This is a genomic window from Acidimicrobiia bacterium (assembly GCA_041676705.1).
In the GTDB taxonomy this organism is placed as follows: Bacteria; Actinomycetota; Acidimicrobiia; order Acidimicrobiales; family SKKL01; genus Actinomarinicola.
Genome location: JBAYRL010000001.1, coordinates 235,883 through 257,437, shown reverse-complemented (window position 1 = coordinate 257,437; position 21,555 = coordinate 235,883). Strand labels below are relative to the sequence as shown.

The window sequence follows — 21,555 nt, the reverse complement described above, 5'->3', positions numbered from 1 at the left end:
TCTGTTGGAGAAGAGTCTACGGCCCGGTCGAGCTTGGTCGGGCTAGAACTCACTCCAGGCTGCTACGTACGTCAGCAATCATCGTTTCGATGGAGGTCAGTCCGCTAGGGGCGATATACCACGAGAATCCATCGAGGTAGGTTACCTTGCCGTTCTTCCAAGCGTTAGTCCGTGCTACTAGCTCATTGTCGAGGACCTGCTCAGCAGTGGCGCCCTCTTCCCCAATGGTGGCGTCACGGTCGATCACGTAAAGAATGTCTGGGTTAGCTTCCAAGATGAATTCGAATGAGACGGCGTCGCCGTGGGTTGCTTCTTCCACTTCCTCAACCGCTGGTGTTACGCCGAATGCGTCGTGGATAATGCCAAAGCGTGAGCCAGGGCCATAAGCAGTCACTTCACCACCGGTGGTCAACACAATCAGGCCGGTACCTGCATCGGCTGCCAAATCCTGAAGTTCGGTGATCTCAGCATCAATGGCGTCAAGGCGTGCCGCGACCTCGTCTTCATAACCAAAAATTTCGCCCAAGGTTTCGGTCCGTTGGCGAACGCTGTTTAGAAAGTCGCCGTTATCGACACTGAGGTCGACGGTAGCTGCGATTTTTGAAAGGTCAGGATACACGGCGGCCGAACGACCAGCCACGATGATTAGGTCGGGTTCGAGGGCATTCACCTCTTCGTAATCAGGCTCGAAAAGGGTGCCAACCTTGGTGTAGTCGCCGCCTTCAAACTTCTTCAGATCAGCAGGCAACGAGTTGATGGTGGGAACACCAATTATGGTGTCAACACCCAACGCATCGAGGGTGGCGATAACACCGACATCGAAGACCACCACACGTTGGGGCTTGAAGGGCACTTCGGTCGTGCCCTGGGCGTGTTCAATCTCGAGCACGCTCGGTTGCTCGGGCGAGTCAGCGTCGTCGTTGTTGTCACCGTTGTCGCCAGCAGCTGCGGTGGTAGAGGTGGTGTCGCTGCTTGAAGATCCGTTGTCGTCAGATCCACAAGAAGCCGCTACCAAGGCAAAGGTGAGTGCTAATACTAGAGCCGCGATTTTAGAGCGACGCAGACGATTCATAGATGCTCCATATCTTCTATGTTAGGTAATCCTACTATGAATAGTCGGCTATCCTATACAGAAAGTGCTACAACACGGCAAACTTTCGGACAAAGATGATTTGTGTTCCTCCCTGCGATGCCTTCCGCCGAAACCTCGACATTGTGAACGCCACCACTTCCTCGGTTCTTCAAGAAGACGCCCATGCCCCTAGTGCTCCACCGTTGCCAACTGTGCCTAGCAACATGAGAACCATGAAAGATTACATGACTACGAGTTGAGAGTTGGTAAGTATTAGCAGCCCCAAGTCGCGGGGCTATGCTCGAAGAATGCCAGCTAGCCCGCTTATTTCCGCCGTTGACCTTAAAGATGCAATGAGAACGGCCACTTCACCGCTCGTGCTCGATGTGAGGTGGGCCCTAGGTGTGGGCGCCGATCGAGAGGCTTTTAACCAAGCTCACATTCCAGGTGCCCAATTTGTCGACCTCGACCATGATCTTTCCGGGCCTCCGGGTAGTAACGGTCGCCACCCACTCCCCTCACCCGAAACGTTTGTGAAAGCCATGCAGCGGGTTGGCGTGAACAACACCTCATTGGTGGTCTGCTACGACGAGCGCGATGGAGCGGCCGCTTCACGGGCCTGGTGGCTACTGCGCTATTACGGACATGAAAACGTACAGGTGCTCGACGGCGGTCTAGCGGCTTGGAAAGAAGCCGGCTTCATTCTGCACGACACCTCCATCTACCGCTATCCCGGCAACTTTTCTGGTGCACCCGGGGCAATGGGGGTAATCGAGGTTGATGCGGTAATCGACTACACCGACTCTGGCACGCTATTAGATGCCCGAGCCGCCGAACGCTTTAGCGGAGAGGTAGAGCCGATTGACCCTGTAGCTGGGCATATTCCAGGTGCTCGGAATGCTCCCACTACCGACAATCTGGCAGAGACGGGCCAGTTTCTCTCACAAGAAGCCTTAACCGAACGTTTTCAAGGTCTGGGTTTAACACCTGAGAGCCAAGTGGGCGTCTACTGCGGTTCCGGCATTACCGCCGCACACCAAGTTTTGGCATTAGAAATAGCCGGCATTAAAGCCGACTTATACCCCGGTTCGTGGTCGGAGTGGTGCGCCGACTCATCACGACCCGTCGCCACCGGCGACTAGCTAGCTAAGGCTCAATAACAGCCACTCAACTCTTAACTTGGCGCTGAAACTGCTAGACCTACCGCTCGAGCCGCGCTCGACAGTTCTTGGTCGTAGGTGAGAATTTCATCTACCGCCAGACGCATGGCCACCGACAGGTGAATGGCATCGTGTGACCGCAATGGGGCATGGGATCCCGCAGAAATCATGTCACCTCGGGTGAGGTCAACTAAGTGTACAGCGTCTAGCACTTCGCCAATTATGGAAGTCTTAACGAAGGACGGGTGTCGACCGGCCGCACAGTAAAGCTCGGTATGTAGTAGCCATGAAGAAGCCAAACGGTCGTGACTCATCAGATGCTCAACTAGAGCTTCTGATTCGGCTTCACTTACCACCAGTTTCATGGCTGCAGACGTATCCAGATATGCCAAGCTCACCATGGCCCCCTGACATCAGCCAGAATTTCTGTCGTGGTTAAGCTCGACTCATGCGGTACCACCTTACGAAGGTCGCTTATCGATCGCCGTGGTATACGTACCTGCCCTTGATCAATTAGCTGAGCTAAAGCGTCGACAGGAGGCGGACCAATGATTGCTGCTACCTGGCCATGATTGGTAATTAAGATTGCTTCTCCTGAGGCAACACGTCGCAGAATCTCCCCGCTCGCATTCCTCATTTCTCTATGAGTTATTTTCTTCATGTAGCACATTGTAGCATTCGCTCGAGCGGTTTCCGGTGGCCCTCAGTCCGCGTCTGGTCCGTTTGTGCCTGGGCCTTGGGCGAAATCTTCTTTAGATAGAATGCGGCTAAGAGATTTGTACGAGGGAGAATATGGCTCAAGAGTTTCGGCAAGTGAACTTCACCCCACCGGCGGGTTCTACCCAAATTGTGTTAGTGCGTCACGGCGAATCAGCCCCCCATGTAGCGGGCGCATCATTTGGATTGGTGGATGGTCACGGCGACCCGCCCCTTTCCGAACTGGGCCGATGGCAAGCTGACCGGGTAGGCGAACGCCTAGGCGGCGAGCCCATTTCGGCCATCTATGTGTCCACCTTGCAACGCACCCACCAAACTGCCGCTCCCCTCTCAAACCAGCTTCACCTTGACCCAATTGTGATTCCCGATCTACGCGAAGTGTTCCTAGGAGAATGGGAAGGCGGCCTATACCGGCAACGCATGGCGGAAGGGCACCCCGCGGCCCTGGCCATGCGTCGCGAAGAGCGTTGGGACGCGATTCCTGGGGCGGAATCGAACGAAGCATTAACCACGCGCACTGTGGGGGCAATTAACCAAATCACCAAGCAGCACCCCGATGAGATGGTGGCGGTGGTGGTACACGGGGGTGTTATTGGCGCCCTGTTGGCTTACGCCTCAAAGTCACGGCCATTCGCGTTCCTCGGAGCTGACAATGGCTCGATACACCACCTAGTCATTTCGAAAGATTTCTGGGCGGTGCGACGTTTTAATGACACTGGCCATTTGGGTGGCCTTACAGCGAGGTCAGCGCCGCCAACCTAAAAAGCGAATGTTTCCACCAAGGCGGCTAGCTCCAGGGGCTTGTCACCCTGGATCGAGTGGCCTGCGCCCTCCACCAGTTCAACCCGAGTATTGGGGCGGCGGCGCAACAGTTCGGCCACACTTTCATCAGTCACCACTGAGCCTTTGGCCCCGCCACGCACCAACAAAAACGGTACGTCAATGGCATCAATAACCTGCCAAGGGTCTTGAATTGGTGTGGCTGATGCCGTGGTCTCAGCCCGGGGTCGTTCTCGCCGGTCGTAACGCCACTGCCACGAACCGTCTTCGTTGCGATACGCATTGTGCATGATACCCCGACGCAGGGATGACTCGCTTCGGGTCGGGTTGAATTCCATCGTGCGATCCAAAATGTCTCCGAAGCTAGGAAAACTCTGCGGACCAGACACGAAATCCTCGATATCTTTCACCGCGCTACTCGATGGATTAGGCAAAATATCAACCCCGACCAAGGCCCGCACCAACTCGGGGTGTTCAGCCGCCACGGAATAAGCCGTGGAACCACCTAGCGACATACCCACCAACACCACTGGCCCCTCACACCAAGCCCGCATGGCGGCGGCCACATCAGCGGCATGCAGGTAAGGACGATAACGGAAATCATCTTTCCAATCGCTGTGGCCATGACCGGCCAAATCAACCGCTATTGCCGGTCGGCCAAGCGCCAGCAATACGGTGTCCCAGGTGTGGGCATTTTGGGCGGAGCCATGGATAAACACCAGTTCGGGGGGATTACTGCCCCACCGCAACGCACTAAGTTTACGGCCCGGCGCCACTTCGGTTTCTATCCTGGTGACCTCGGGTGGGCCGGTCCAGGCCAATCCTGCTTCCGCAGCGTTTTCTGCGAAATAGGCAAACTCGTCATAAACGAAAGTGTCTAGACGTGGATCATTGGTGATCGACATTGGTTCTCCCCCATATTTTGAACCGATACAAGGCGAATATGTTCTAGCGAATCAGTTTTGGTGAAATACTCGCTCCAAATACCCAAACCATTGCTTTAGGTAACCGCATCAGTAAATGATTCTTATTAATGGTTCTTACTGCACCGTGGAAACCCGCTGCGCTAAAGCCCGACGTGGGTGTCGGCCATCTACATAGCCCACAAAGGGTGGACAAATGTTGTAACCCAATAGTTCCTGCAAACGCTCTGGCAACTCGGCGGCTACGTTTTGAGGCACTGCTAATAAGTGGCTCTCTTGAGCCCTCAAATAGGCCCACGCATATTCCAAAATAACACCTAGTCTCGGTGAGTCAGTGTTGTTAGCCCCTCCCCCATGCCACAGACTTCCCGGATAAAACAGCACCGAACCGGCAGGCATCTCGGCTGCGATGGTGGGTTTATCGGGCTTTGGCTGTCCGCCGTGGCTAGCGGGAATGACTCTGGTGGCCCCATTTTCCTCGGTAAAATCCACAAATGCCCACATGGTGTTAACCACAAACTCGGGATGTGGATCGGCTAAAGGGTAAATAGAGTCGTCGCGGTGCAAAGGTTGCGGTACCGATCCAGGGCCAATTTCAATGCCGGTGGGCGCACTGAGCTGGTAATAACCCAGCACTTCATCAAGCACCTCTAACAGCACCGGGTGCGTAGCCAAATCATCAAAGGCCCTGGTCTTCGCAAACAGCGAATAAATCCGTTTGGTCGCAAATCCTTCAAAATCGTTGCGGCCATACGGTGTTTCAGCCAAGACTTTTTCGAGCTCGTCCCGCATCTCTGCGACCCGAACAGAGTCTAAGAAATTTTCGACGATGGCATAACCATGCTTGTTCATCGACGCCACAATTTGGGCGCTGGTTACATCCGGACCGAAACGGGTTTCTGCAGACATTTCGCCACCTCCACAACGCCCATCCTAGGCAACCCGGCAACCCGCCATAACTATGCAGCTAAATAATAGGTGACACCCGACCAGGCACTACCTTCATACCTAGATGAAGTTGCAACGTTTTGAACGAACTGAGGACGGGCAAAGCTTTCCCTATATAGTTTGGCGGCTGCCAGAACCACGACTCACACTCAGCTCAGCCAGTTTGGGAGGCGGATTAGGCCTTCGAGACTGGGTTCTAAACGCCACGGTTCACCACAATTACAGTCGCGAAGATCCGGCGGTGCACTTACAATCTCTTGCCACCAACGCCGGTCTTGCTGGCTCTGGAGTTGGGCTGATGACGGCGGTTTGGGTCGATTCCTACACCTCTGCTCGCGAAGATGGGGTGTCAGCTTGGGTTACTACCGGAGTTGACCATGCATTATGGGCCGCAGCGCCCTCGCCCATTTGGCACCAGTCATCCGCCACGCCAGCAACCAACAAGGTCGGCACCATTAACATCGTGGTCAATGTTGAGACCACACTCAACCCTGGGGCATTGGTGAACCTGGCGAGCACCGTTACCGAAGCCAAGGTGCAGGCACTCTTTGAGGCTGGACACGAAGGCACTGGCACCGCCACCGACGCCTTCTGCATAATGTGCATCGCTCGTGGCGCGGCACCCAACGAACCTCGAGCGCCGGTACTCGACAACAACCAACCAGCCAACGCCAAGTCCCCCGGCGCTTCGCCCAGCACCACGCGCACCTTGTGGGATGACGAGCTCTATGGTGGTATTCGCTCGGTTTGGGGTGCCAAGGTTGCCCGGGTGGTGCACACCGCGGTGACGGAAGGTTTAAAAGGGTTGGCCTAGAGTGATCGTGCTTTTTTTAGGTGGCTCCCGCTCGGGAAAATCGCAATTGGCCGAAGATCTAGCTTCATTCTTGGCTGGCGCCAACGGTTCGGTTTCCTATTTCGCCACCATGTATGACAGTAGTGATGACCGCGATTTAGACGAGAGGATTGAAATTCATCGTCATCGCCGTCCTAGCCATTGGCAAACAGTAGAACCACCCTACGATTTAGCCCAGAAACTCATCGAAACCACCGGTGTGGTGTTGCTCGATTCTTTGGCTACCTGGTTCAGCGCTCTAGAACCAACCACAGAAAATACAACGGCGGCTGGTGATGCCCAAGCCGACCTCGAACGCACCAACTACACGGAGCTCGTTCAGGCCCTGCGAAATCGCCAGGGTCACACCGTAATTGTCAGTGACGAAGTAGGCATGGGTGTCCACCCGGCTACCTCTAGTGGTCGGGCATTTCGCGATGGTCTTGGTTTGCTCAACCAAACGGTAGCCAACACCGCCGATCATGTTTATCTCGCCATAGCGGGCAGAGTAATGCCCCTTACGCCGTTTCATCCTGAAACCCTGCTCGGCTAGTTGGCGACTAGGGAATATTCGTACCTGTGGACACCTCACCCCAGCCAGCCCAACCATCCGAACCACCCGTCCATCAGTCACCAGCGGCGAGTTTTCGTGAAGCTCTAGGTTTTCTTACAATTTTTGGTGGATCGGCCGCCCCTACACCAAGGACTATGGCGTGGTTCCCACTGGTTGGTTCCCTAATCGGCACCACCTTAGGTGGCATCTGGTGGGTTTGTTCCCAATATTGGCCCCCTCTGGTTACCGCTACCTTGGTGGTGGTTGCGAACCTAATCATCACCGGTGCCTTGCACCACGACGGCCTGGCCGACAGCGCCGATGGTCTATTGCCCCACCTCAGTCGCGAGAAACGCCTAACCATAATGCGACAACCCGATATCGGATCTTTCGGGGTGCTCGCATTAATTGCCACCTTTTGGCTCCAGGTTGCCTCCCTCAGCACAACGACAGTGAACGTTGCCCTTATGGCCGCCATCACCACCGCTTCGCGCACCATGATGGTGGCCGTGGCTACCACTGTTCCTTATGTTCGCCAAAACGGTTTAGCTAGTAACTTCTTAGGCAAACGAAGCCACCTGAGCGTGTTATACGGACTTGTTTTGGCACTGACCTTGGCCGGTGTCAGCGCCGGGGTAACCGGGATAATTAGTGTGGCCGCTACGGTGGTTGCGTCGCTTGGGGTGGCATGGTTAGCCACGCACCGTATCGGAGGTTTTAGCGGTGACACCTTGGGTGCCGGTGGTGTAATCGGCGAGACTGGAGGCTTATTGCTAATGGGAGCAAACCTATGAAAGGCAAGAATTCAGCGGCGGCTGCGGTTGGTCTTTTGGCTGATCCGCTGGTGAGGTTTCCGAAACGTTTACCTCATCCGCTGGCATATTTCGGTAGTTTCATGAACCGGATTGAAGAGCGCCTCTATCGCGACGACGCTAAAGCCGGTTTGGCATACACCGCGGTCGGGTTGGGTAGCGCAGTTTTGGCCTCACGCTTGGTGCCTTCTCGGGCACTTGCCACTTGGTTGTGTGTGGGTGGCGCACAGCTACACGATGTGGCCGAAGAAGTGGCCGTCTGTCTTCGAACCGAGAACCTGGCGGGGGCCCGAGAATTAATGCCTTCGTTGGTGGGTCGCGCACCCGAGTATTTGGACGAAATTGGCATGGCACGGGCCGCGATTGAATCGGTGGCTGAAAACACGGTCGATGCCATCATTGCGCCGGCTTTTTGGGCGACGGTCGGCGGTTCGGCAGGTGTATTGGCCCATCGCAGTGTAGACACCATGGATTCAATGGTGGGTTACCGCAACGAACGCTACGAGAATTTTGGGTTTGCCAGCGCTCGGCTCGATGATGCCATGGCCTATTTGCCCGCACGCTTAACGGTGGGTCTTGTCACTTTGGTACGCCCCGAAGCAACGCGAGCGGTTTTCAAGGCTCTACGCCAACAAAGCAATGCCCATACTTCGCCCAACGCTCGAGTGGTTGAAGCCACATTCGCGGCTGCCCTCAACGTGCAACTAGGCGGACCAGTGCGCTACGAGACCGACATTGTGGAGCGGCCTTACATTGGTCTTGGTCCGGTACCTGGGGCCGACGATATTGCGGCAGCCGTGAAGCTATCAAAAGACGTTTCACTGGCGGCGGCAACTCTGTTAGCTGGTTTTGGGGCGGGTAGGGCGTTTCGCCTGTAGTTATGGGTTCACCCACCGAATCTGGTGTCTTGCCGCTTGGCCCCCACGGTGGCGATGTTCTCGCCGTGGCGCAATTCTTGGGTGTTGCTGCCGAATCGATTTTAGATTTATCGGCTTCGCTGAATCCGTACCCGCCACCCATAGCGAAACTGGTCAGCGCCAATCTGGGTGCTCTTGGCCGCTACAGCGAAACCAAACAAACCGAGTCGACGTTGGCCGACTATTTAGAGGTCGACGCCGAATTGGTGGTGGTAACTAACGGCGGGAGTGAGGCCATTACGCTGGTGTCGCAGCTGTGCCCTAGCGGTTGGGTGGAAGAACCCGAGTTCTCTCTTTATCGTCGTCATCTTCAACAGCTTGATCCAACCGGTCCACGGTGGCGTTCGAACCCTCACAGCCCGAGCGGCCGACTAATCGATGTTCCAACCAACGACAATCAGGCATTCCCAAATCAAGAGCTTCCACTGTCGATTTGGGATGAAGCCTATTGGCCGATGGCTACCGGCACCTGGACCTCAGGGATACACCAAGAAGGTGCGGTGGTACTCGGCTCGCTCACCAAAATTTGGGCTTCGCCCGGTTTGCGCCTCGGTTATATCATCGCCCCCACACCTGATTTGGCGGCCAAGCTACGCCAGCTGCAACCTCGCTGGTCGGTGGGAACTTTGGCGGCCGCTGTTATGCGCGACGCCTTAGCGCTTACAAATTTGAGGACCGTCGCCCAAAGAATCACCGAAGCTAAGACCCAGGTCGTAGCGGCGCTGGAAGAACGCGGCCTTGCCGTTGAGGCACACGAGGGCCCTTGGGTGCTTGTCCGTAAGGCCCCCAATTGGCGCACTCAGCTGGCACACCACAAGGTTTTGGTGCGTGATTGCACAAGTTTCGGGCTGCCAGAAACCATTCGAGTTGCCATTCCATCGAGCACAGATCTACCAAGGCTATTGGCTGCTGTTGATGCAATCTTAGAAATCAACACCGCTTAACCATTGATGCAGCCACGACGCACCACTGTCACCGCGTCATCAATATCGACACCTTTACTTACCTCCTGAACTGATCGAGAAAGAAACCCCCAACACATGTCGAAACCCGTACCAAATGACATTAAAGCCATTCTCTTTGATGTGGGTGACACTTTGGTGGTGGCGGCTGCCGGACACACGCCAGTTGGTGAGCTGACAGTTACGCTTCGGCCTCAGGTAATAGAAGATCTAAGGGCGCTGGCGAAGAGCGGATTTCGTTTGGGTGCCGTTAGCGACACCGCCGTGATGTTAGAAGCTGATTTACGTTCACTGCTGGCGCCGAGCGGCATTTCAGCAATGTTGGAGGTAGTGGTTACCAGCAGCGATGTTGGAGCCACAAAACCCAACCCCACCTCGTTAAACACCGCCATCTCGCGTTTGGGTTTAGGGCCAGGTGAGGTGCTTTATGTTGGTGACCGGATGATAGATGCTGAAGCAGCCAAAGCAGCGGGCACCTACTTCGCCTTCATCCGCGACACGGTGGCCGAGACGTGGGAACGGTTCGCCAACCCACCCTTTAACACCTATTTGGAAATTCAAGAATCCTGGAAATCTTGCCAAGACAATCACGACCAAAATGAAGTGGAACTGCTCGCCAAGACGGCACGGAACCACGTTGATTCGTTGGCAAAGCCGCTTGGTTCGCTTGGTCGGGTCGAAGATTTGGGCGTCACGCTCAGTCTGATTGCGCGCCAGTGCCCACCTCCACTTCCCCACCCTGTAGCAGCCGCGGTCTTTGCCGCTGATCACGGGGTACATGCGGCTGGGGTAACCATTTGGCCCCAAGAGGTAACGGTTGCTATGGCTGAAACGATGCTAAGTGGCCGTGCCTCTATCAACGCCTTCGCCGAAGCGGTGGATGCCACGGTTGCGGTGATCAATGTGGGGGTGGCTAATGGCATTCCCTCCCAAGACGAAACTACCCCTTACCTGGTTCGTTCCGGCACCCGCAATCTGGCTCTGGAAGCGGCCATGACTTTGGCTGAAGCCACTGCGGCCATAGAGGTTGGTTACCAAGTCGCACAAGACCTTATCGCCAGCGGTGCCAACTGCTTGGTAACCGGGGAAATGGGTATTGCCAACACCACCGCCGCCGCCGCCATCATTGCTGCTTTTACCGGCCTTGGCCCAGCCGTGGTGGCCGGGCGGGGTGCCGGTGCTGATGATGCTACTTTGGCTCGCAAAATCGAGGCTATCCAACAGGGTCTAAACCGTCACGATTTAGCCACACCCAATGCCCCATCGGCTCACCCACTTGAGTTGTTAGCATCACTTGGTGGACTAGAAATTGCGGCAATGGCTGGTTTCATTGTGGCCGCCGCGATCCAGCAAAAACCAGTACTGATCGACGGGGTAATTGCCAACGCGGCGTTGCTAGCGGCGCAAGCCTTGTTCCCTGGCGTAAAGCAGGTGGCCATTGCGGGTCACCTTTCAACCGAACCAGCAGCCACCGTGGCCCTCAAACAGCTGGGTTTAGTACCGTTGCTCGATCTCAACCTTCGTTTGGGTGAAGGAACCGGTGCCATGTTAGCGGTGCCGTTGGTGCGCGCCGCGGCGCTTATGATGCGCGAAGTGGCTGCCATCGATGAGCTGGGCTGACCGCTTTTATCTAATCAGATAGAAGGTTAAGGCGCTTGGCGCTTGAGAATACGCTGATAGCTCTTATGGGGTGGTACCGGTCTTCGTTTCGGTGGCCGCAGCCGCCACACCGTTAACTTTCCGGTTGGCCAATGGCTGCACGATGGCAGCATCTATTTCGTCGCGGACACCCTCAAGTGGCAAAACATTCAGCACACCCTGGCCACCACGAACCACATCAATTAGCTCTTCATCGGTGCTTAGCAACACCTTGGATCCTCGAATGACAAGGTTGCTGCTCGCCACATCGGCTTGAAGGTGTTCTTTTAGGAAGCTAAACGCTTCACGAACCGACTCAAGCTTAATGCCAGCATCGAGCAGGTTCTTGATGACCTTGAGCTCTAACAAGTCGGTGTAGGAATAAAGTCGGCGGCTTCCGCTACCTGCGGCATCCATAAGCGACGGACGCACTAAATCGGTTCGAGCCCAATAGTCGAGTTGGCGGTAGCTAATGCCTACTACCTCGGCTGCCCTCCGACCAGAAAAGCCCTCAACTGCTACCGATTCAGGTTTGGAAGCCATCTAGCCTTGTTACTCCTCAACTGGGCTCAATACATACACGTAGTTACACGGTTGTAGCATACTATGGCCCGCTTGGCTATGGGCCATAAGGCGCAATGGTTAGATGCCGGGCGCGCTAACTCACTTTAAGTCGTTAAACCGCTGTTAGGGCTCAAAATCTTCCGGTTCTACGTTTTCGATGAATTCCCGGAACATTTCCACCATGTCTTCGGTCATGGCTTCGCCTTCAATTTCGTCGGGCTCAACATAACCCGCCTCGGCCAGCACCGCCTCGGCGGCGTAAATAGGCGATTGGGTACGAACCGCCAAAGCAATAGCGTCGGAAGGTCGACAAGAGACAACACCGGTACCGCCAGTTGTCGCAATATGTAACTCGGCGTAGAAAACTCCGTCGTGAACTTCGGTAATAACCACCTGGTCAAGTACCCCGCCGAATTCTTCCAGCAAAGTCTTCAACAGATCGTGAGTGAGGGGCCGTCGAGGCTGTATACCCTCCATGGCGACCGCGATGGCGGTGGCCTCAGGCCCAGCAATAAATATTTGGAGCATCCGAGGTGGTCCAGCAACACCTTTTTCTCGCATGACAAGCACCGGTGTAGTGGCCGGAACTTCTACACGTACACCTAACAGTTCCATTTCCACCATGTTTCAACCCTATCGCTTAGGTCTCGCCTTCAAAGGTGCACCCAGCATGGTTAGGTGCCACTCAGTAGCTCTCGAAGTGCTCGTGACAGCATGGCACCACGTAGTTGATCTCCAAATTGGGCCAGCTCTTCCAACATTTGCGTTGCTTCGGCCCGAGCTTGTGGCCCACGTTGTTTCAGAATTGGCATGGCCACCTGACCCAAAAACGCGGCTTCACGTTCCGCCGAGGTGCGGTACATACGCAGGTGCCGGCCTTCAATCCCATATTTCAAAAACCCTTTGGCCAGCCGGGCAATGCTTAAAGCTTCCTCGTCGTAGAGAACGACCGAACCAAAGCGCCGTCCTACCAAGAAACCAAAACGTTCCAAATCAGCTATTTGAGTCAAGGTGAGATCAGCTTTTTCGGCTAGCTCGTCGCGGCTTAAACCCATGGCTGCTGGAATTGCTTCGGCCGCCACCGACGCCGCCAAGTTGCGCTCAAAATTCGGTGGGGTCAGCTCAGTGCCAGCGGCTATAGCGGCAATAGCTGCGTGTTCCGATGTCGTCGCTACTATGTCGCTAGCAACAGCACCACTTGAGACATCGTCGGTCAATCCACTTTTGGCTGAAGTGGCCTTGGAGGCAGAATTCGAGGAGCCAGCAGATGGGTCAACCTCATGGGAAGGTTCACCCACTCCGTGTAGTTCGCCACTTTCCAAACGCTCTTTAATCACCTTAAGCGGCAAGAAGTTTTCGCGTTGCTGATCTAAAATCCAGTGCAGACGTTCGATATCAGCGTCGTAAAATTTACGGTACCCCGAAGGTGTACGCTCCGGGTCAAGTAGACCTTGGCTTTCTAAGAAACGAATCTTTGAGATAGTGATGTCCGGGAATTCGTCTTGGAGCAGGCTAAGAACTTCGCCAATCGACCGGTACGAACCTCCTGTACCGCCCTCTTCGTTCACTCGGGCCATTCCCGCAGGTCACCTAGCTCGAACATCAGCTTAAATTTACCGATTTGCAGCAGATCGCCATCCAACAGTGGCGAGCTCTCAACCCGATGCCTATTTAGATAGGTACCATTCAGCGACCCAACATCGGTCACTACATATTCGTTGCCGTTTCGGCGAATATCGGCGTGACGACGTGACACGGTGATGTCGTCTAAGAAAATGTCGCTTTCGGGGTGACGACCAATTGAGGTGACTTCCTCATCAAGGATGTAGCGAGAACCGGCTTTGGCACCTCGGCGCACCAACAAAACACCCACCTCAGCCACCGGTGGCTTGCTGCTTTGCGGGTGGGCTGGGCTGGGAATTTCCTGGCTAGGAATCGACATCGTCGGATGTTCAATTTGCGCGTCTCGTAGGGCCGAACCACACGACGAACAAAAATTGGCACCAAGGGAGTTATGGTGCCCGCACGTTCCGCAAATCACATCCGCCATATCTCAGCCCTCGATTAACGCCTCATACTCACTAGCACTCATCAGCGTATCAATTGCCGAAGCATCCTGGGGTTCGAGCACGCAGAGCCAACCCTCACCGTAAGGATCATCGTTAAGGCGCTCTGGAGAGTCGGCTAACTCAGCATTGACCTCAACCACCGTGCCAGCAACCGGCGCAAAGATGTCGGACACCGACTTGGTGGATTCCACTTCGCCAAAAGCTTCACCAGCCTCAACTACCTGGCCCACCTCGGGCAGTTCGGCATACACCACATCACCCAGGGCATCTTGGGCGTAGTCGGTGATACCAACGCGTAAACGCTCACCCTCTACCCGAACCCATTCATGGTCGGACGAATAACGAAGTTCAACAGGCACGTTCATAGCAAGAACGCTAGTACCGAAGCTAGGCCTAGGGCGAGCAAATATTAAAGATCAGCCTCGCGCCGCGCGGCCTTCGACTAAGGCCTCACGGGCAATAGGGATGTAGCCAGCAGCAGCATAATAGGCAATGGCCACACCGGGGATACCACAGAGCCAAGCCAAGACTCGACTGGGGTCGGCCAAAGCCCAATTCGCATGTGATGCCAGGAAAAGTGGGAAGCTGAACATAAGAAAGAAGGTGCCGGTTTTACCCCACCAGGTCACATCAATACGACGCGCCCCCATGGCCCCCAAACCAAGGGCTATAAGCGAAACGACCGCTTCTCGCGCCAGTACCACCGCCGCGAACCAAATTGGTACGCTTCCGTCTTTGGCAATGGAAAACACAGCGACTAACAGCATAATGCGGTCAGTAGTGGGGTCAAGCAACTTGCCCACCGAAGAAATCTGGTTCAAATGACGAGCTAAATAGCCGTCAATCCAATCGGTGGCACCCAAGCCGGCCAACAAAAAAGCAGCACCTAAACGATTCTCGTTAGCAAAGAGCAGCCACACAAACCAAGGGACACAGGCTAAGCGCACCAAGGTAACAAAATTGGGGATTGTGACAATCCGATCGGTTGATTCATCCTCAGAGGTCACTCAAACACTCTACGCTTCTCATATGGCCACATTGTTTACAAAGATAATCAACGGCGAGCTACCAGGTCGCTTTGTATGGCGAGATGATCAAGCTGTCGCCTTTATGACCATTGCCCCACTCAAACCCGGACACACCTTGGTGGTGCCTATTGCCGAGGTTGACCATTGGGTTGACCTTGAGGCTTCGGTATTAGAACACCTCACCAAAGTTTCCCACGCCATTGGTAAAGCTATTCAAACCGCGTTCGAGCCCGAGAAAGTGGGCATGATGCTGGCCGGTTTGGAAGTTCCGCATGTGCATATTCACCTGGTGCCAATTTGGGGGGTGCACGATATGGACTTCTCGAACGCCGACTCTAACGCCCATGGTGACGATATTGAAGCAGCCGCTGAGCGAATTCGTGCAGCGCTTCGAGCCGATGGGCACCATCAAGTAGCGAGCTAAGGCTAAAGCTGACGTTCATAGATACGAATGCCGTCACGGCGATAGGTCATTTCAAAACCACGCCGGTCTAACTCTTCACGAAGAGTTCCCCACAAAGCGGCACTGGTATTTTGGGGGAAGATAGAGGTATCGGCGACGACTAGGTCAACCCCAGCCACTAGGTCGGTGGCCAGGTTGCTAACGGCTTGGCGTGACCAACCTCCACCGAGATCAGAACTCGCCATACCGCTTTGTGTTTGGGCTTTATTATTCTCAAGATAATCGGTTTTAGGCCATGGCAAAAGCGTTTCACGAGTAGCTAAATGCCCCATGAAGGCTGGCACCGCCCGCACTCGGGCCTCGTCTGGCACTCGCTCGATAGCAATCACTCTGGTTTGATCGGTGTTGTCGCGCCGACCCCAACTCCAAGGCTGTTCATATGGTGAAAGTGGACTGGCCAGGACAAAAAACAAGGCGGCCACCAGAGCTAGGCCGCTCACCACTCGGCCATCGACCGTAATGACTTCAATGTTGCGACGTCCAAGATGCCCTAGAGCGAAAGGGACCGCTAACAGAACGCCAAATAGTCCGGCTATTAATAAGGTGATGTCGCGGCTTTCATCAAAACTGGCACTTGAGAGCAGCGCTAAGACGACGGGCGGAAAGAACGGTAAAAGACGCCCCGGCACCAACAGAGGTAACAATCCGACTGGTAAGAGCATGGATGCCAAGATGGCAATGCTTCGGCGAGAGCCCATATCAGCCAGGGCATCTTGCGGGTTGGCGATAGAATCCCACGAGAGATTCGCCACCACTCCCCCATCAATTAAGGGTTGCAACAACAACTGTGCAATAAAAAGCCAAGCCAATCCAAAGATAATGAAACGCCAACCATATTTTTTGTCTTTGGTAGGCAATAGCAAAACACCAAAGCCGGCCACTGCCAAGCCCAAATCGGAACGCCAGCTAATCGCCAAGATAAAAAGTAAGGTTCCAATGCGCCATCGCCCACTCAGGCTGAAGTAAGCCGCCCAAAGTAGTGTGGGTAAAGCTAAAGTTTCCGGGTGAAAATCAGCCAGGTTCAGATGGTGCACCATAGGGTGCGCTCCATAGGCGATTATGGTTGCCCCGCTGGCCCCAACCCGAAGTAAACACACTCGTCGTGCAATTTTCCACAGCGCCGGGGCACCAAGGCTGAGCGCCACAGCTTGTAACACGACCAGGGTTGGCATAGCGGAGAGCCATTTAGTAACGAGCGCTATCGGGTAGAAACCAAATGCTAATTGGGGGGCTAAGAGGTGCTGACCGGTCACAGTAATGTCGGCGGGATAGCCGTTCCGGATCAACCAGGCGCCCTGTACCCAGGTAGCCATGTCATTGCCGGTAGAAAACCCGTGGATTCGTGCCAGGGCTGTAGATATGAAGACGATTGCTAGACCCAAAGCTGCGAACCACGGGAAAATATGGTCGGCCCATGAGCCGTCGAGGCGGGCCTGCCAACGCAGCAGTCGGTAGTCTAAGCGACGACGAAGGCTGGGCTTAGTGCTCATCTGTTGTAGGCAGTTGCCAATAGGAAACTGTTGGGTTCGTTCGGGCAAACAAGAACAGTCAACATTAGTTCATGCTTCGACATCGCTGGCCAGCACCTCAACCCTATTGTCTCACACGGCCTGGAAACATTAATCGTCCTAACCCTGCTTTTCCTCGTTAAACAAGTAATTTCGTGCAGGCTGTCGCATAAAACTCCTTCCAGTGGCCTTATAGAGGGCCGATTCCGATGTTGATCTATTGGTTCAACCGCCGATGAATGCAGACCTGTTCGATCTTCTACATTTTGAAGAGATACTTTCGAGAATTTTAGGTCGAATGGTTGACTTGATCAGCTACAACGGTCTTGATCCCGACTTAGACCGTGACATCCTCGAAGACCACGTGATTCTCTAATGGAGCTCCGCGTAGCGAAAGAGCTACTACACATCCAACAGTGGTTAGCGATCGAAATTCTCAGTCAGGCCGCTCACATCTAGGCGGGGTTAGTCACGGTTTTTAAGGGCTTGGAGCCTTGAGCCGAAGGTCAGGGCAAAGCTCACCAATGTAGCGATGGTGAGCGCCAAGACTATAGCTAGCACCGTTGAGGTAATGGACGCTGATAGCACCGAAGTGGGCCGTAATACGGGCGGTTTCGTCCATCCCCACCACCAGAGAGCCAACCCGGTGCCGCTACTCCAAGCAAGGGCTGCCACAACAGCGTTTTCGGCCACCACCTGCCCCACGGTACACAGCCTGCCGGTACCCAACGTTAACAACAAAGCCATCTCGCCCCGGCGGCTTCGCAGCAGAAGCGCCCATAACACCCCAACCACAAAACCCACCGCTAACCAGGCTTGTCGGGTTACTCGACCCGCATATTGGGCAGCAGGGTCACTTTGGAAGAGGTTAGTTTCAAGCAACGGCCGCACCAGCACCGGCGCATCTACGGCGAACCATGCCGAAAGCCCAAACAGTTTGTCTTGGGTGAGGGGCCGATCTACTTCCACCCAACAACGATCAGCCCTGCTCGCTGGGCTGGCCGGGTAGATAAGCCGTGCCCCCATCTGAGGGGCCCGCACTGGTTCAAACCGTCCTGTGATCTGCACTGTGGTCGCGACTTCCGAACCAGACTTTCCACCCGCTAGGGCTAACAAAGCGTCATCGGTAACCCCTAAACGGGTGGCAAGTGAGCTAGTTATCCAAAAACCGTTGCTGACCGCTGGGTGGTTGGCCTGGGTCGGGTCCCATATGGCCACCATGGGTCCGGACACTTCCACCGGCAAGATCGGCGAACCAGGGGCCTTGGCTAGTTCGATTTGGTTTAACAAACCCTCACTGCCCGCCCTCAGCACCCCGGTTTGGCCGTTTAGCGCCACGCACCGCCCTGGGTTCAAACCACCGCCTGCCAAACTGTCTGACACTGGTTCCACCACCGCCACGTTGGCACCGGCAAAATCCAGTTGATTACGTAGCTCGATGGCCCGCGACCCCGCATCCAGCTCGGCTATGGCTAAGACCGATATTAGACCGGTGGTGGTAGCCCACAGCACCACCCACACCAGCTGACGGCTTTTGAGGTTGCGGAAAACCTCGCCTACCAACACGCTTGGCCGCCAAATCATGCTGCCTCGTTTATCTGGCCATCCACGATTTCAATTCTGCGATCACAAATCGCCGCCACGATCGGATCATGGGTGGCGATAATCACTACGGCACCACTTTCGCGCAACGCCACCAAAGCATCGGCCACCGTTTGGGTGGTGGAGCGGTCTAGTTGGCCGGTTGGCTCATCGGCCAACACCAAGGTGGGCCTACAAGCCAAGGCCCGGGCAATGGATACCCGTTGCATTTCACCACCCGAAAGCGTGGTTACCCGACGTGTGGCGAAACCGGCCAGCCCCACTCGCTCCAAGGCTGCTTCGGCCACTACTAGTGCCTCGGCTCGTGTGCTGCCTTGGGCATAAAGTGAAACCGCCACGTTGTCGATAGCGCTGCGACGGCCCAACACGTTCACGCTTTGGTGTATCCATTGCAATTTGCCAGGGCTGATATTTGGTCGGGTCACCTGGCCAACCGATGGTTTAATAAGGCCACCAATAATGGCTAGGAGCGTAGTTTTTCCCGAACCCGACGGCCCTAGAAGCGCCGTAATAGTGCCAGGGTGAAAGCTGGCGTTGATGTTGGTTAAGACGGTGTGGGTGCCGAAATGATGCGAGACCCCGGCTACCTCGACGGACATACGGCCCGCTCCAACACTTCAATTGGGTTGGCAAGAATTTGGGTGCCTTCAGGCAGAGCTTCGGCCAGGGTGACTTGTCCGGTTTCACCCGCTGATGAAACCAGCACTGGTAACGGCTCCCAGGAATTGTTTCGTTGGCTCCAAATACAATTGGTGAGCCCAGAAGCATCAGTCATAATGGCAGCAGCTGGTATCACCTGGCGTTCAACCATGCTGGGGCGCGACAGTGTCACCTGGATCTGAACACCACTTTCGGCCGAAGCGCCGGGGACAGCGGTATCGTTGGCCGCGAGCCACTGGTTGAAGCCTTCCGGGTCGAGTTTTACGGTGCCATCAGGCGAAGCCAAGGTGCCAAGTAGGGTTCCGGTGGTCCTATCGGTCACCTCGCCACCCACAAAACCATCGACGAAATTTTCGTTGTTCACCAGGCTAAGTTGGCTTAACAAAACCTGGGCTCCGCCCTTGAAGATAGCTTCGCCCGCTGGGGGTACTGGTTTACCTTGGACTAATGCCATCTCCGCCACCGCCACTTGTGGGGTTGGAAGCCAGACTACGAGATCAGGGTCGAAGCTCATCGAAGTGTTCGGTACGCTCCAAATACGGTTTAACTCACCTACTGCGCGTGCCGTGCTGTTATCAAAGCGTGCTGATTGGTTGGCATCTTCGGCCAAGAGCCCAAAACCGATCAACAGGTTTTTTAACATCACCACATCAGCACCAACGGCACCGGCTTCAAGGTTCCGGTAGAAGGGTTCGGGGCTATGAGCACCATAGCGACCCACCCCGTCCACATCGAAGAGTCGCTCCCCGGTGGTAATTTCATCGCCAGCTGCTACCCACACCGCTGTCACCAACCCAACCGAAACATTGGCAGAAATTTCTAGCCCGTCGGTCACCACCAACTTCATTTGGGTGTCGATAGGTTCTTTGGTTTCTAACAACGTGGCGCTGACCAACAAGGGTGTGGGGTCGGTGGCAAGTTCCGAAATGTGGTCTGATCGCCGAACGATAGTTAACGCCAATACAACTGATGGTATTAACACCACTAGTGCTAACGCCACGTTTGTAAACCCTGCGACAACTCGGTTCATGGCTGACCAACCAGGCTCATCGGTTCGTACCTTTTACGTAGGTTGCTCGCCAAAAAACTGGGGCTTGCCTGTCCAAGCTTCCTCTTGGCACAACCCGGCCTGTGACAGTCGGCCGGCGGGACCGTCCAACTTCTGGCTGTATGCCGCATCCAGATCGTCGAGTGAAATGTCGGCGCCTACTAGACCTGGGAAAAACTCATCTGCACAATCTAAGAGCCGCTGGCGTAATGCTTCTCGTTGATCACCGGTTAGTGGGTTCGCCGCTATGTAGGGCTCCATCACCACGTCGAAAGCATCGCCACACTGTTTAATGATTAGTTGATTGACCTGGATCTCAGCTTCGTCTCCCCCAACGGTGATATTGGACTCCATCCCATAGCTGCGTTCCAGGTCGAAGCGAACCCAACCTGAAAGGCCACCTTCTTCGTAGCACTCAAGCAGGTCGGTGAAGGCTGCTTCAGCCTCGGTTTTGGTTGGCGGCACATCACCAGTCCAAACGGTTTCTGGTCTGGCAACGGAGGTTGGGGTTATTTCGCTGCCAACCTTACTGTCGGTGGCGTTATCTCCTGGTTTCGAGCCATTCGCATTGTTTTCACTATTTCCGCTACTACAGCTGGCCACCAGCATCATCAGAATGAACAACGGTGCTATCGCGGCCGACCTGACATACTTATTAATAGTTTCGTTCATGACTCACCAAAATGTCGTTTCGGACCTGCCCAAGCTTCGTCCAGGCATTCGCCCGCGGCAATTATTTCGTCACTGTTTTTCTGATGTGAGTTGTATTCAGTTGTCAGGTCGTCAAGATAAATATCGGGATCGATCTTGCCGGGAAAAAACTTATCTGCACAGGCCAGGAGACGTTGACGGACTGCTTCAAGCTGAGCATCATTTTCAGGGTGCGACAGCAAATATGGATCCATCACTGCCTCAAAATCACGTCGACACCGCTGCATAATAATTTCATTGGTCTCGGCCTCTTTTTCAGTTTTGCCTAGCACAATATTGGCGGTCAGCACGTGGCTACGTGACAGATCAAACCGCATATAACCTGATAAACCCGACTCTAAATAACACGCCACCAACTCGGCATACGCGGCCTCAACATCAGCAGCCGTGGGTGACGCCGCACCAGTCCAAGCCGTCTCGGGTCCTGCCACAGTCGTTGCGGTATTGTCATTCCCCACCACACCCACCAAAGCCTCACCAGCTGGCTTCGAATCACCCCCACACCCCACCAACGTCATCACAAAAGCAATGAGAGTCAACCCGACAGCAACAGATTTTACCTTCACCACACCCTCCAACTACATATCA

At 54.9% G+C, this 21,555-nt stretch carries 27 protein-coding genes; 10 read left to right on the top strand and 17 right to left on the bottom strand.

The features are described 5' to 3' along the window. Positions 1-49: 49 nt before the first annotated feature. Complete coding sequence (locus WC184_01320) at positions 50-1,072, bottom strand: siderophore ABC transporter substrate-binding protein (GenBank protein ID MFA7476517.1); 1,023 nt, start codon at positions 1,070-1,072, stop codon at positions 50-52. A 308-nt stretch (positions 1,073-1,380) separates the two neighbouring features. Here WC184_01320 and WC184_01315 point away from each other — a divergent pair, with 308 nt between their 5' ends. Continuing rightward, positions 1,381-2,214, top strand: coding sequence for a sulfurtransferase (locus WC184_01315; GenBank protein MFA7476516.1), 834 nt, complete (start codon positions 1,381-1,383; stop codon positions 2,212-2,214). A 32-nt stretch (positions 2,215-2,246) separates the two neighbouring features. Here WC184_01315 and WC184_01310 read toward each other — a convergent pair whose 3' ends face one another. Next, positions 2,247-2,633 (bottom strand): type II toxin-antitoxin system VapC family toxin, encoded by a 387-nt coding sequence (locus WC184_01310; protein MFA7476515.1) that lies wholly within the window; start codon positions 2,631-2,633, stop codon positions 2,247-2,249. Next, complete coding sequence (locus tag WC184_01305; protein MFA7476514.1) at positions 2,627-2,893, bottom strand: type II toxin-antitoxin system prevent-host-death family antitoxin; 267 nt, start codon at positions 2,891-2,893, stop codon at positions 2,627-2,629. Before WC184_01305 ends, WC184_01310 begins: the two co-directional genes overlap by 7 nt. A 131-nt stretch (positions 2,894-3,024) precedes the next feature. Here WC184_01305 and WC184_01300 point away from each other — a divergent pair, with 131 nt between their 5' ends. Next, a complete protein-coding gene (locus WC184_01300; protein ID MFA7476513.1) occupies positions 3,025-3,711 on the top strand; it encodes a histidine phosphatase family protein in 687 nt (228 codons plus the stop codon). Here WC184_01300 and WC184_01295 read toward each other — a convergent pair. Next, entirely contained in the window at positions 3,708-4,634 is a 927-nt protein-coding gene (locus WC184_01295; protein ID MFA7476512.1) for an alpha/beta hydrolase, read from the bottom strand. The two genes, WC184_01300 and WC184_01295, sit on opposite strands and share 4 nt — an antisense overlap. Before the next feature lie 135 nt (positions 4,635-4,769). Further along, a complete protein-coding gene (locus tag WC184_01290; GenBank protein ID MFA7476511.1) occupies positions 4,770-5,561 on the bottom strand; it encodes a phytanoyl-CoA dioxygenase family protein in 792 nt (263 codons plus the stop codon). 103 nt (positions 5,562-5,664) lie between these two features. Here WC184_01290 and WC184_01285 point away from each other — a divergent pair, with 103 nt between their 5' ends. The 6 genes from WC184_01285 to cobT all read left to right on the top strand — a co-directional run bounded on the left by WC184_01285 (position 5,665) and on the right by cobT (position 11,296). After that, entirely contained in the window at positions 5,665-6,414 is a 750-nt protein-coding gene (locus tag WC184_01285) for an adenosylcobinamide amidohydrolase (GenBank protein ID MFA7476510.1), read from the top strand. A 1-nt stretch (position 6,415) separates the two neighbouring features. Further along, positions 6,416-6,985, top strand: coding sequence for a bifunctional adenosylcobinamide kinase/adenosylcobinamide-phosphate guanylyltransferase (locus WC184_01280; protein ID MFA7476509.1), 570 nt, complete (start codon positions 6,416-6,418; stop codon positions 6,983-6,985). 26 nt (positions 6,986-7,011) lie between these two features. Further along, positions 7,012-7,779, top strand: coding sequence for an adenosylcobinamide-GDP ribazoletransferase (gene cobS / locus WC184_01275; protein MFA7476508.1), 768 nt, complete (start codon positions 7,012-7,014; stop codon positions 7,777-7,779). Beyond that, positions 7,776-8,675, top strand: a complete 900-nt coding sequence (locus WC184_01270) for a CobD/CbiB family cobalamin biosynthesis protein (protein MFA7476507.1) — start codon at positions 7,776-7,778, stop codon at positions 8,673-8,675. Before cobS ends, WC184_01270 begins: the two co-directional genes overlap by 4 nt. Before the next feature lie 2 nt (positions 8,676-8,677). Next, the gene (locus WC184_01265; protein ID MFA7476506.1) at positions 8,678-9,658 is read left to right on the top strand and encodes an aminotransferase class I/II-fold pyridoxal phosphate-dependent enzyme; all 981 of its coding nucleotides are present in this window, start codon (positions 8,678-8,680) and stop codon (positions 9,656-9,658) included. A 96-nt stretch (positions 9,659-9,754) separates the two neighbouring features. Then, entirely contained in the window at positions 9,755-11,296 is a 1,542-nt protein-coding gene (gene cobT / locus WC184_01260) for a nicotinate-nucleotide--dimethylbenzimidazole phosphoribosyltransferase (GenBank protein MFA7476505.1), read from the top strand. Between the two features lie 63 nt (positions 11,297-11,359). Here cobT and WC184_01255 read toward each other — a convergent pair whose 3' ends face one another. The 6 genes from WC184_01255 to WC184_01230 form a co-directional block, all read right to left on the bottom strand. Beyond that, complete coding sequence (locus tag WC184_01255) at positions 11,360-11,857, bottom strand: MerR family transcriptional regulator (protein MFA7476504.1); 498 nt, start codon at positions 11,855-11,857, stop codon at positions 11,360-11,362. Positions 11,858-12,001: 144 nt separating this feature from the next. Further along, complete coding sequence (locus WC184_01250; protein ID MFA7476503.1) at positions 12,002-12,502, bottom strand: bifunctional nuclease family protein; 501 nt, start codon at positions 12,500-12,502, stop codon at positions 12,002-12,004. 50 nt (positions 12,503-12,552) lie between these two features. Further along, positions 12,553-13,455: a MerR family transcriptional regulator gene (locus WC184_01245; GenBank protein ID MFA7476502.1), complete on the bottom strand. Its 903-nt coding sequence runs from the start codon at positions 13,453-13,455 to the stop codon at positions 12,553-12,555. After that, the gene (locus WC184_01240; protein ID MFA7476501.1) at positions 13,443-13,928 is read right to left on the bottom strand and encodes an FHA domain-containing protein; all 486 of its coding nucleotides are present in this window, start codon (positions 13,926-13,928) and stop codon (positions 13,443-13,445) included. Before WC184_01240 ends, WC184_01245 begins: the two co-directional genes overlap by 13 nt. A 3-nt stretch (positions 13,929-13,931) precedes the next feature. After that, a complete protein-coding gene (gene gcvH, locus WC184_01235; protein ID MFA7476500.1) occupies positions 13,932-14,312 on the bottom strand; it encodes a glycine cleavage system protein GcvH in 381 nt (126 codons plus the stop codon). Positions 14,313-14,363: 51 nt separating this feature from the next. Further along, positions 14,364-14,954, bottom strand: coding sequence for a CDP-alcohol phosphatidyltransferase family protein (locus WC184_01230; protein ID MFA7476499.1), 591 nt, complete (start codon positions 14,952-14,954; stop codon positions 14,364-14,366). A gap of 22 nt (positions 14,955-14,976) precedes the next feature. Between WC184_01230 and WC184_01225 the strand changes: the two genes are divergently transcribed. Further along, positions 14,977-15,399: an HIT family protein gene (locus WC184_01225; protein MFA7476498.1), complete on the top strand. Its 423-nt coding sequence runs from the start codon at positions 14,977-14,979 to the stop codon at positions 15,397-15,399. A 2-nt stretch (positions 15,400-15,401) separates the two neighbouring features. On the opposite strand, the gene WC184_01220 is transcribed toward WC184_01225, so the two are convergent. Continuing rightward, entirely contained in the window at positions 15,402-16,928 is a 1,527-nt protein-coding gene (locus tag WC184_01220) for a DUF2079 domain-containing protein (GenBank protein ID MFA7476497.1), read from the bottom strand. A gap of 253 nt (positions 16,929-17,181) precedes the next feature. Between WC184_01220 and WC184_01215 the strand changes: the two genes are divergently transcribed. Beyond that, entirely contained in the window at positions 17,182-17,322 is a 141-nt protein-coding gene (locus WC184_01215; protein MFA7476496.1) for a hypothetical protein, read from the top strand. Positions 17,323-17,411: 89 nt separating this feature from the next. On the opposite strand, the gene WC184_01210 is transcribed toward WC184_01215, so the two are convergent. From WC184_01210 to WC184_01190, 5 genes are read right to left on the bottom strand one after another with little or no spacing between them, the layout of a single operon-like run. Beyond that, positions 17,412-18,530 (bottom strand): FtsX-like permease family protein, encoded by a 1,119-nt coding sequence (locus tag WC184_01210; protein ID MFA7476495.1) that lies wholly within the window; start codon positions 18,528-18,530, stop codon positions 17,412-17,414. Continuing rightward, positions 18,527-19,147, bottom strand: coding sequence for an ATP-binding cassette domain-containing protein (locus tag WC184_01205; GenBank protein MFA7476494.1), 621 nt, complete (start codon positions 19,145-19,147; stop codon positions 18,527-18,529). The genes WC184_01210 and WC184_01205 overlap by 4 nt, the downstream gene beginning before the upstream one ends. After that, the gene (locus WC184_01200) at positions 19,132-20,238 is read right to left on the bottom strand and encodes a hypothetical protein (protein ID MFA7476493.1); all 1,107 of its coding nucleotides are present in this window, start codon (positions 20,236-20,238) and stop codon (positions 19,132-19,134) included. Before WC184_01200 ends, WC184_01205 begins: the two co-directional genes overlap by 16 nt. Before the next feature lie 33 nt (positions 20,239-20,271). After that, positions 20,272-20,928: a hypothetical protein gene (locus WC184_01195; GenBank protein ID MFA7476492.1), complete on the bottom strand. Its 657-nt coding sequence runs from the start codon at positions 20,926-20,928 to the stop codon at positions 20,272-20,274. Next, positions 20,925-21,533, bottom strand: coding sequence for a hypothetical protein (locus WC184_01190; GenBank protein MFA7476491.1), 609 nt, complete (start codon positions 21,531-21,533; stop codon positions 20,925-20,927). Before WC184_01190 ends, WC184_01195 begins: the two co-directional genes overlap by 4 nt. Positions 21,534-21,555: the final 22 nt, after the last annotated feature.

Excerpts from the sequence above, each read along its gene's own strand:
- WC184_01320 (MFA7476517.1), bottom strand. The coding sequence starts at position 1,072 with ATGAATCGTCTGCGTCGCTCTAAAATCGCGGCTCTAGTATTAGCACTC.
- WC184_01315 (MFA7476516.1), top strand. The coding sequence starts at position 1,381 with ATGCCAGCTAGCCCGCTTATTTCCGCCGTTGACCTTAAAGATGCAATG.
- WC184_01310 (MFA7476515.1), bottom strand. The coding sequence starts at position 2,633 with ATGGTGAGCTTGGCATATCTGGATACGTCTGCAGCCATGAAACTGGTG.
- WC184_01305 (MFA7476514.1), bottom strand. The coding sequence starts at position 2,893 with ATGAAGAAAATAACTCATAGAGAAATGAGGAATGCGAGCGGGGAGATT.
- WC184_01300 (MFA7476513.1), top strand. The coding sequence starts at position 3,025 with ATGGCTCAAGAGTTTCGGCAAGTGAACTTCACCCCACCGGCGGGTTCT.
- WC184_01295 (MFA7476512.1), bottom strand. The coding sequence starts at position 4,634 with ATGTCGATCACCAATGATCCACGTCTAGACACTTTCGTTTATGACGAG.
- WC184_01290 (MFA7476511.1), bottom strand. The coding sequence starts at position 5,561 with ATGTCTGCAGAAACCCGTTTCGGTCCGGATGTAACCAGCGCCCAAATT.
- WC184_01285 (MFA7476510.1), top strand. The coding sequence starts at position 5,665 with ATGAAGTTGCAACGTTTTGAACGAACTGAGGACGGGCAAAGCTTTCCC.
- WC184_01270 (MFA7476507.1), top strand. The coding sequence starts at position 7,776 with ATGAAAGGCAAGAATTCAGCGGCGGCTGCGGTTGGTCTTTTGGCTGAT.
- WC184_01265 (MFA7476506.1), top strand. The coding sequence starts at position 8,678 with ATGGGTTCACCCACCGAATCTGGTGTCTTGCCGCTTGGCCCCCACGGT.
- cobT (MFA7476505.1), top strand. The coding sequence starts at position 9,755 with ATGTCGAAACCCGTACCAAATGACATTAAAGCCATTCTCTTTGATGTG.
- WC184_01255 (MFA7476504.1), bottom strand. The coding sequence starts at position 11,857 with ATGGCTTCCAAACCTGAATCGGTAGCAGTTGAGGGCTTTTCTGGTCGG.
- WC184_01250 (MFA7476503.1), bottom strand. The coding sequence starts at position 12,502 with ATGGTGGAAATGGAACTGTTAGGTGTACGTGTAGAAGTTCCGGCCACT.
- WC184_01245 (MFA7476502.1), bottom strand. The coding sequence starts at position 13,455 with ATGGCCCGAGTGAACGAAGAGGGCGGTACAGGAGGTTCGTACCGGTCG.
- WC184_01240 (MFA7476501.1), bottom strand. The coding sequence starts at position 13,928 with ATGGCGGATGTGATTTGCGGAACGTGCGGGCACCATAACTCCCTTGGT.
- gcvH (MFA7476500.1), bottom strand. The coding sequence starts at position 14,312 with ATGAACGTGCCTGTTGAACTTCGTTATTCGTCCGACCATGAATGGGTT.
- WC184_01225 (MFA7476498.1), top strand. The coding sequence starts at position 14,977 with ATGGCCACATTGTTTACAAAGATAATCAACGGCGAGCTACCAGGTCGC.
- WC184_01220 (MFA7476497.1), bottom strand. The coding sequence starts at position 16,928 with ATGAGCACTAAGCCCAGCCTTCGTCGTCGCTTAGACTACCGACTGCTG.
- WC184_01215 (MFA7476496.1), top strand. The coding sequence starts at position 17,182 with ATGAATGCAGACCTGTTCGATCTTCTACATTTTGAAGAGATACTTTCG.
- WC184_01210 (MFA7476495.1), bottom strand. The coding sequence starts at position 18,530 with ATGATTTGGCGGCCAAGCGTGTTGGTAGGCGAGGTTTTCCGCAACCTC.
- WC184_01205 (MFA7476494.1), bottom strand. The coding sequence starts at position 19,147 with ATGTCCGTCGAGGTAGCCGGGGTCTCGCATCATTTCGGCACCCACACC.
- WC184_01200 (MFA7476493.1), bottom strand. The coding sequence starts at position 20,238 with ATGAACCGAGTTGTCGCAGGGTTTACAAACGTGGCGTTAGCACTAGTG.
- WC184_01195 (MFA7476492.1), bottom strand. The coding sequence starts at position 20,928 with ATGAACGAAACTATTAATAAGTATGTCAGGTCGGCCGCGATAGCACCG.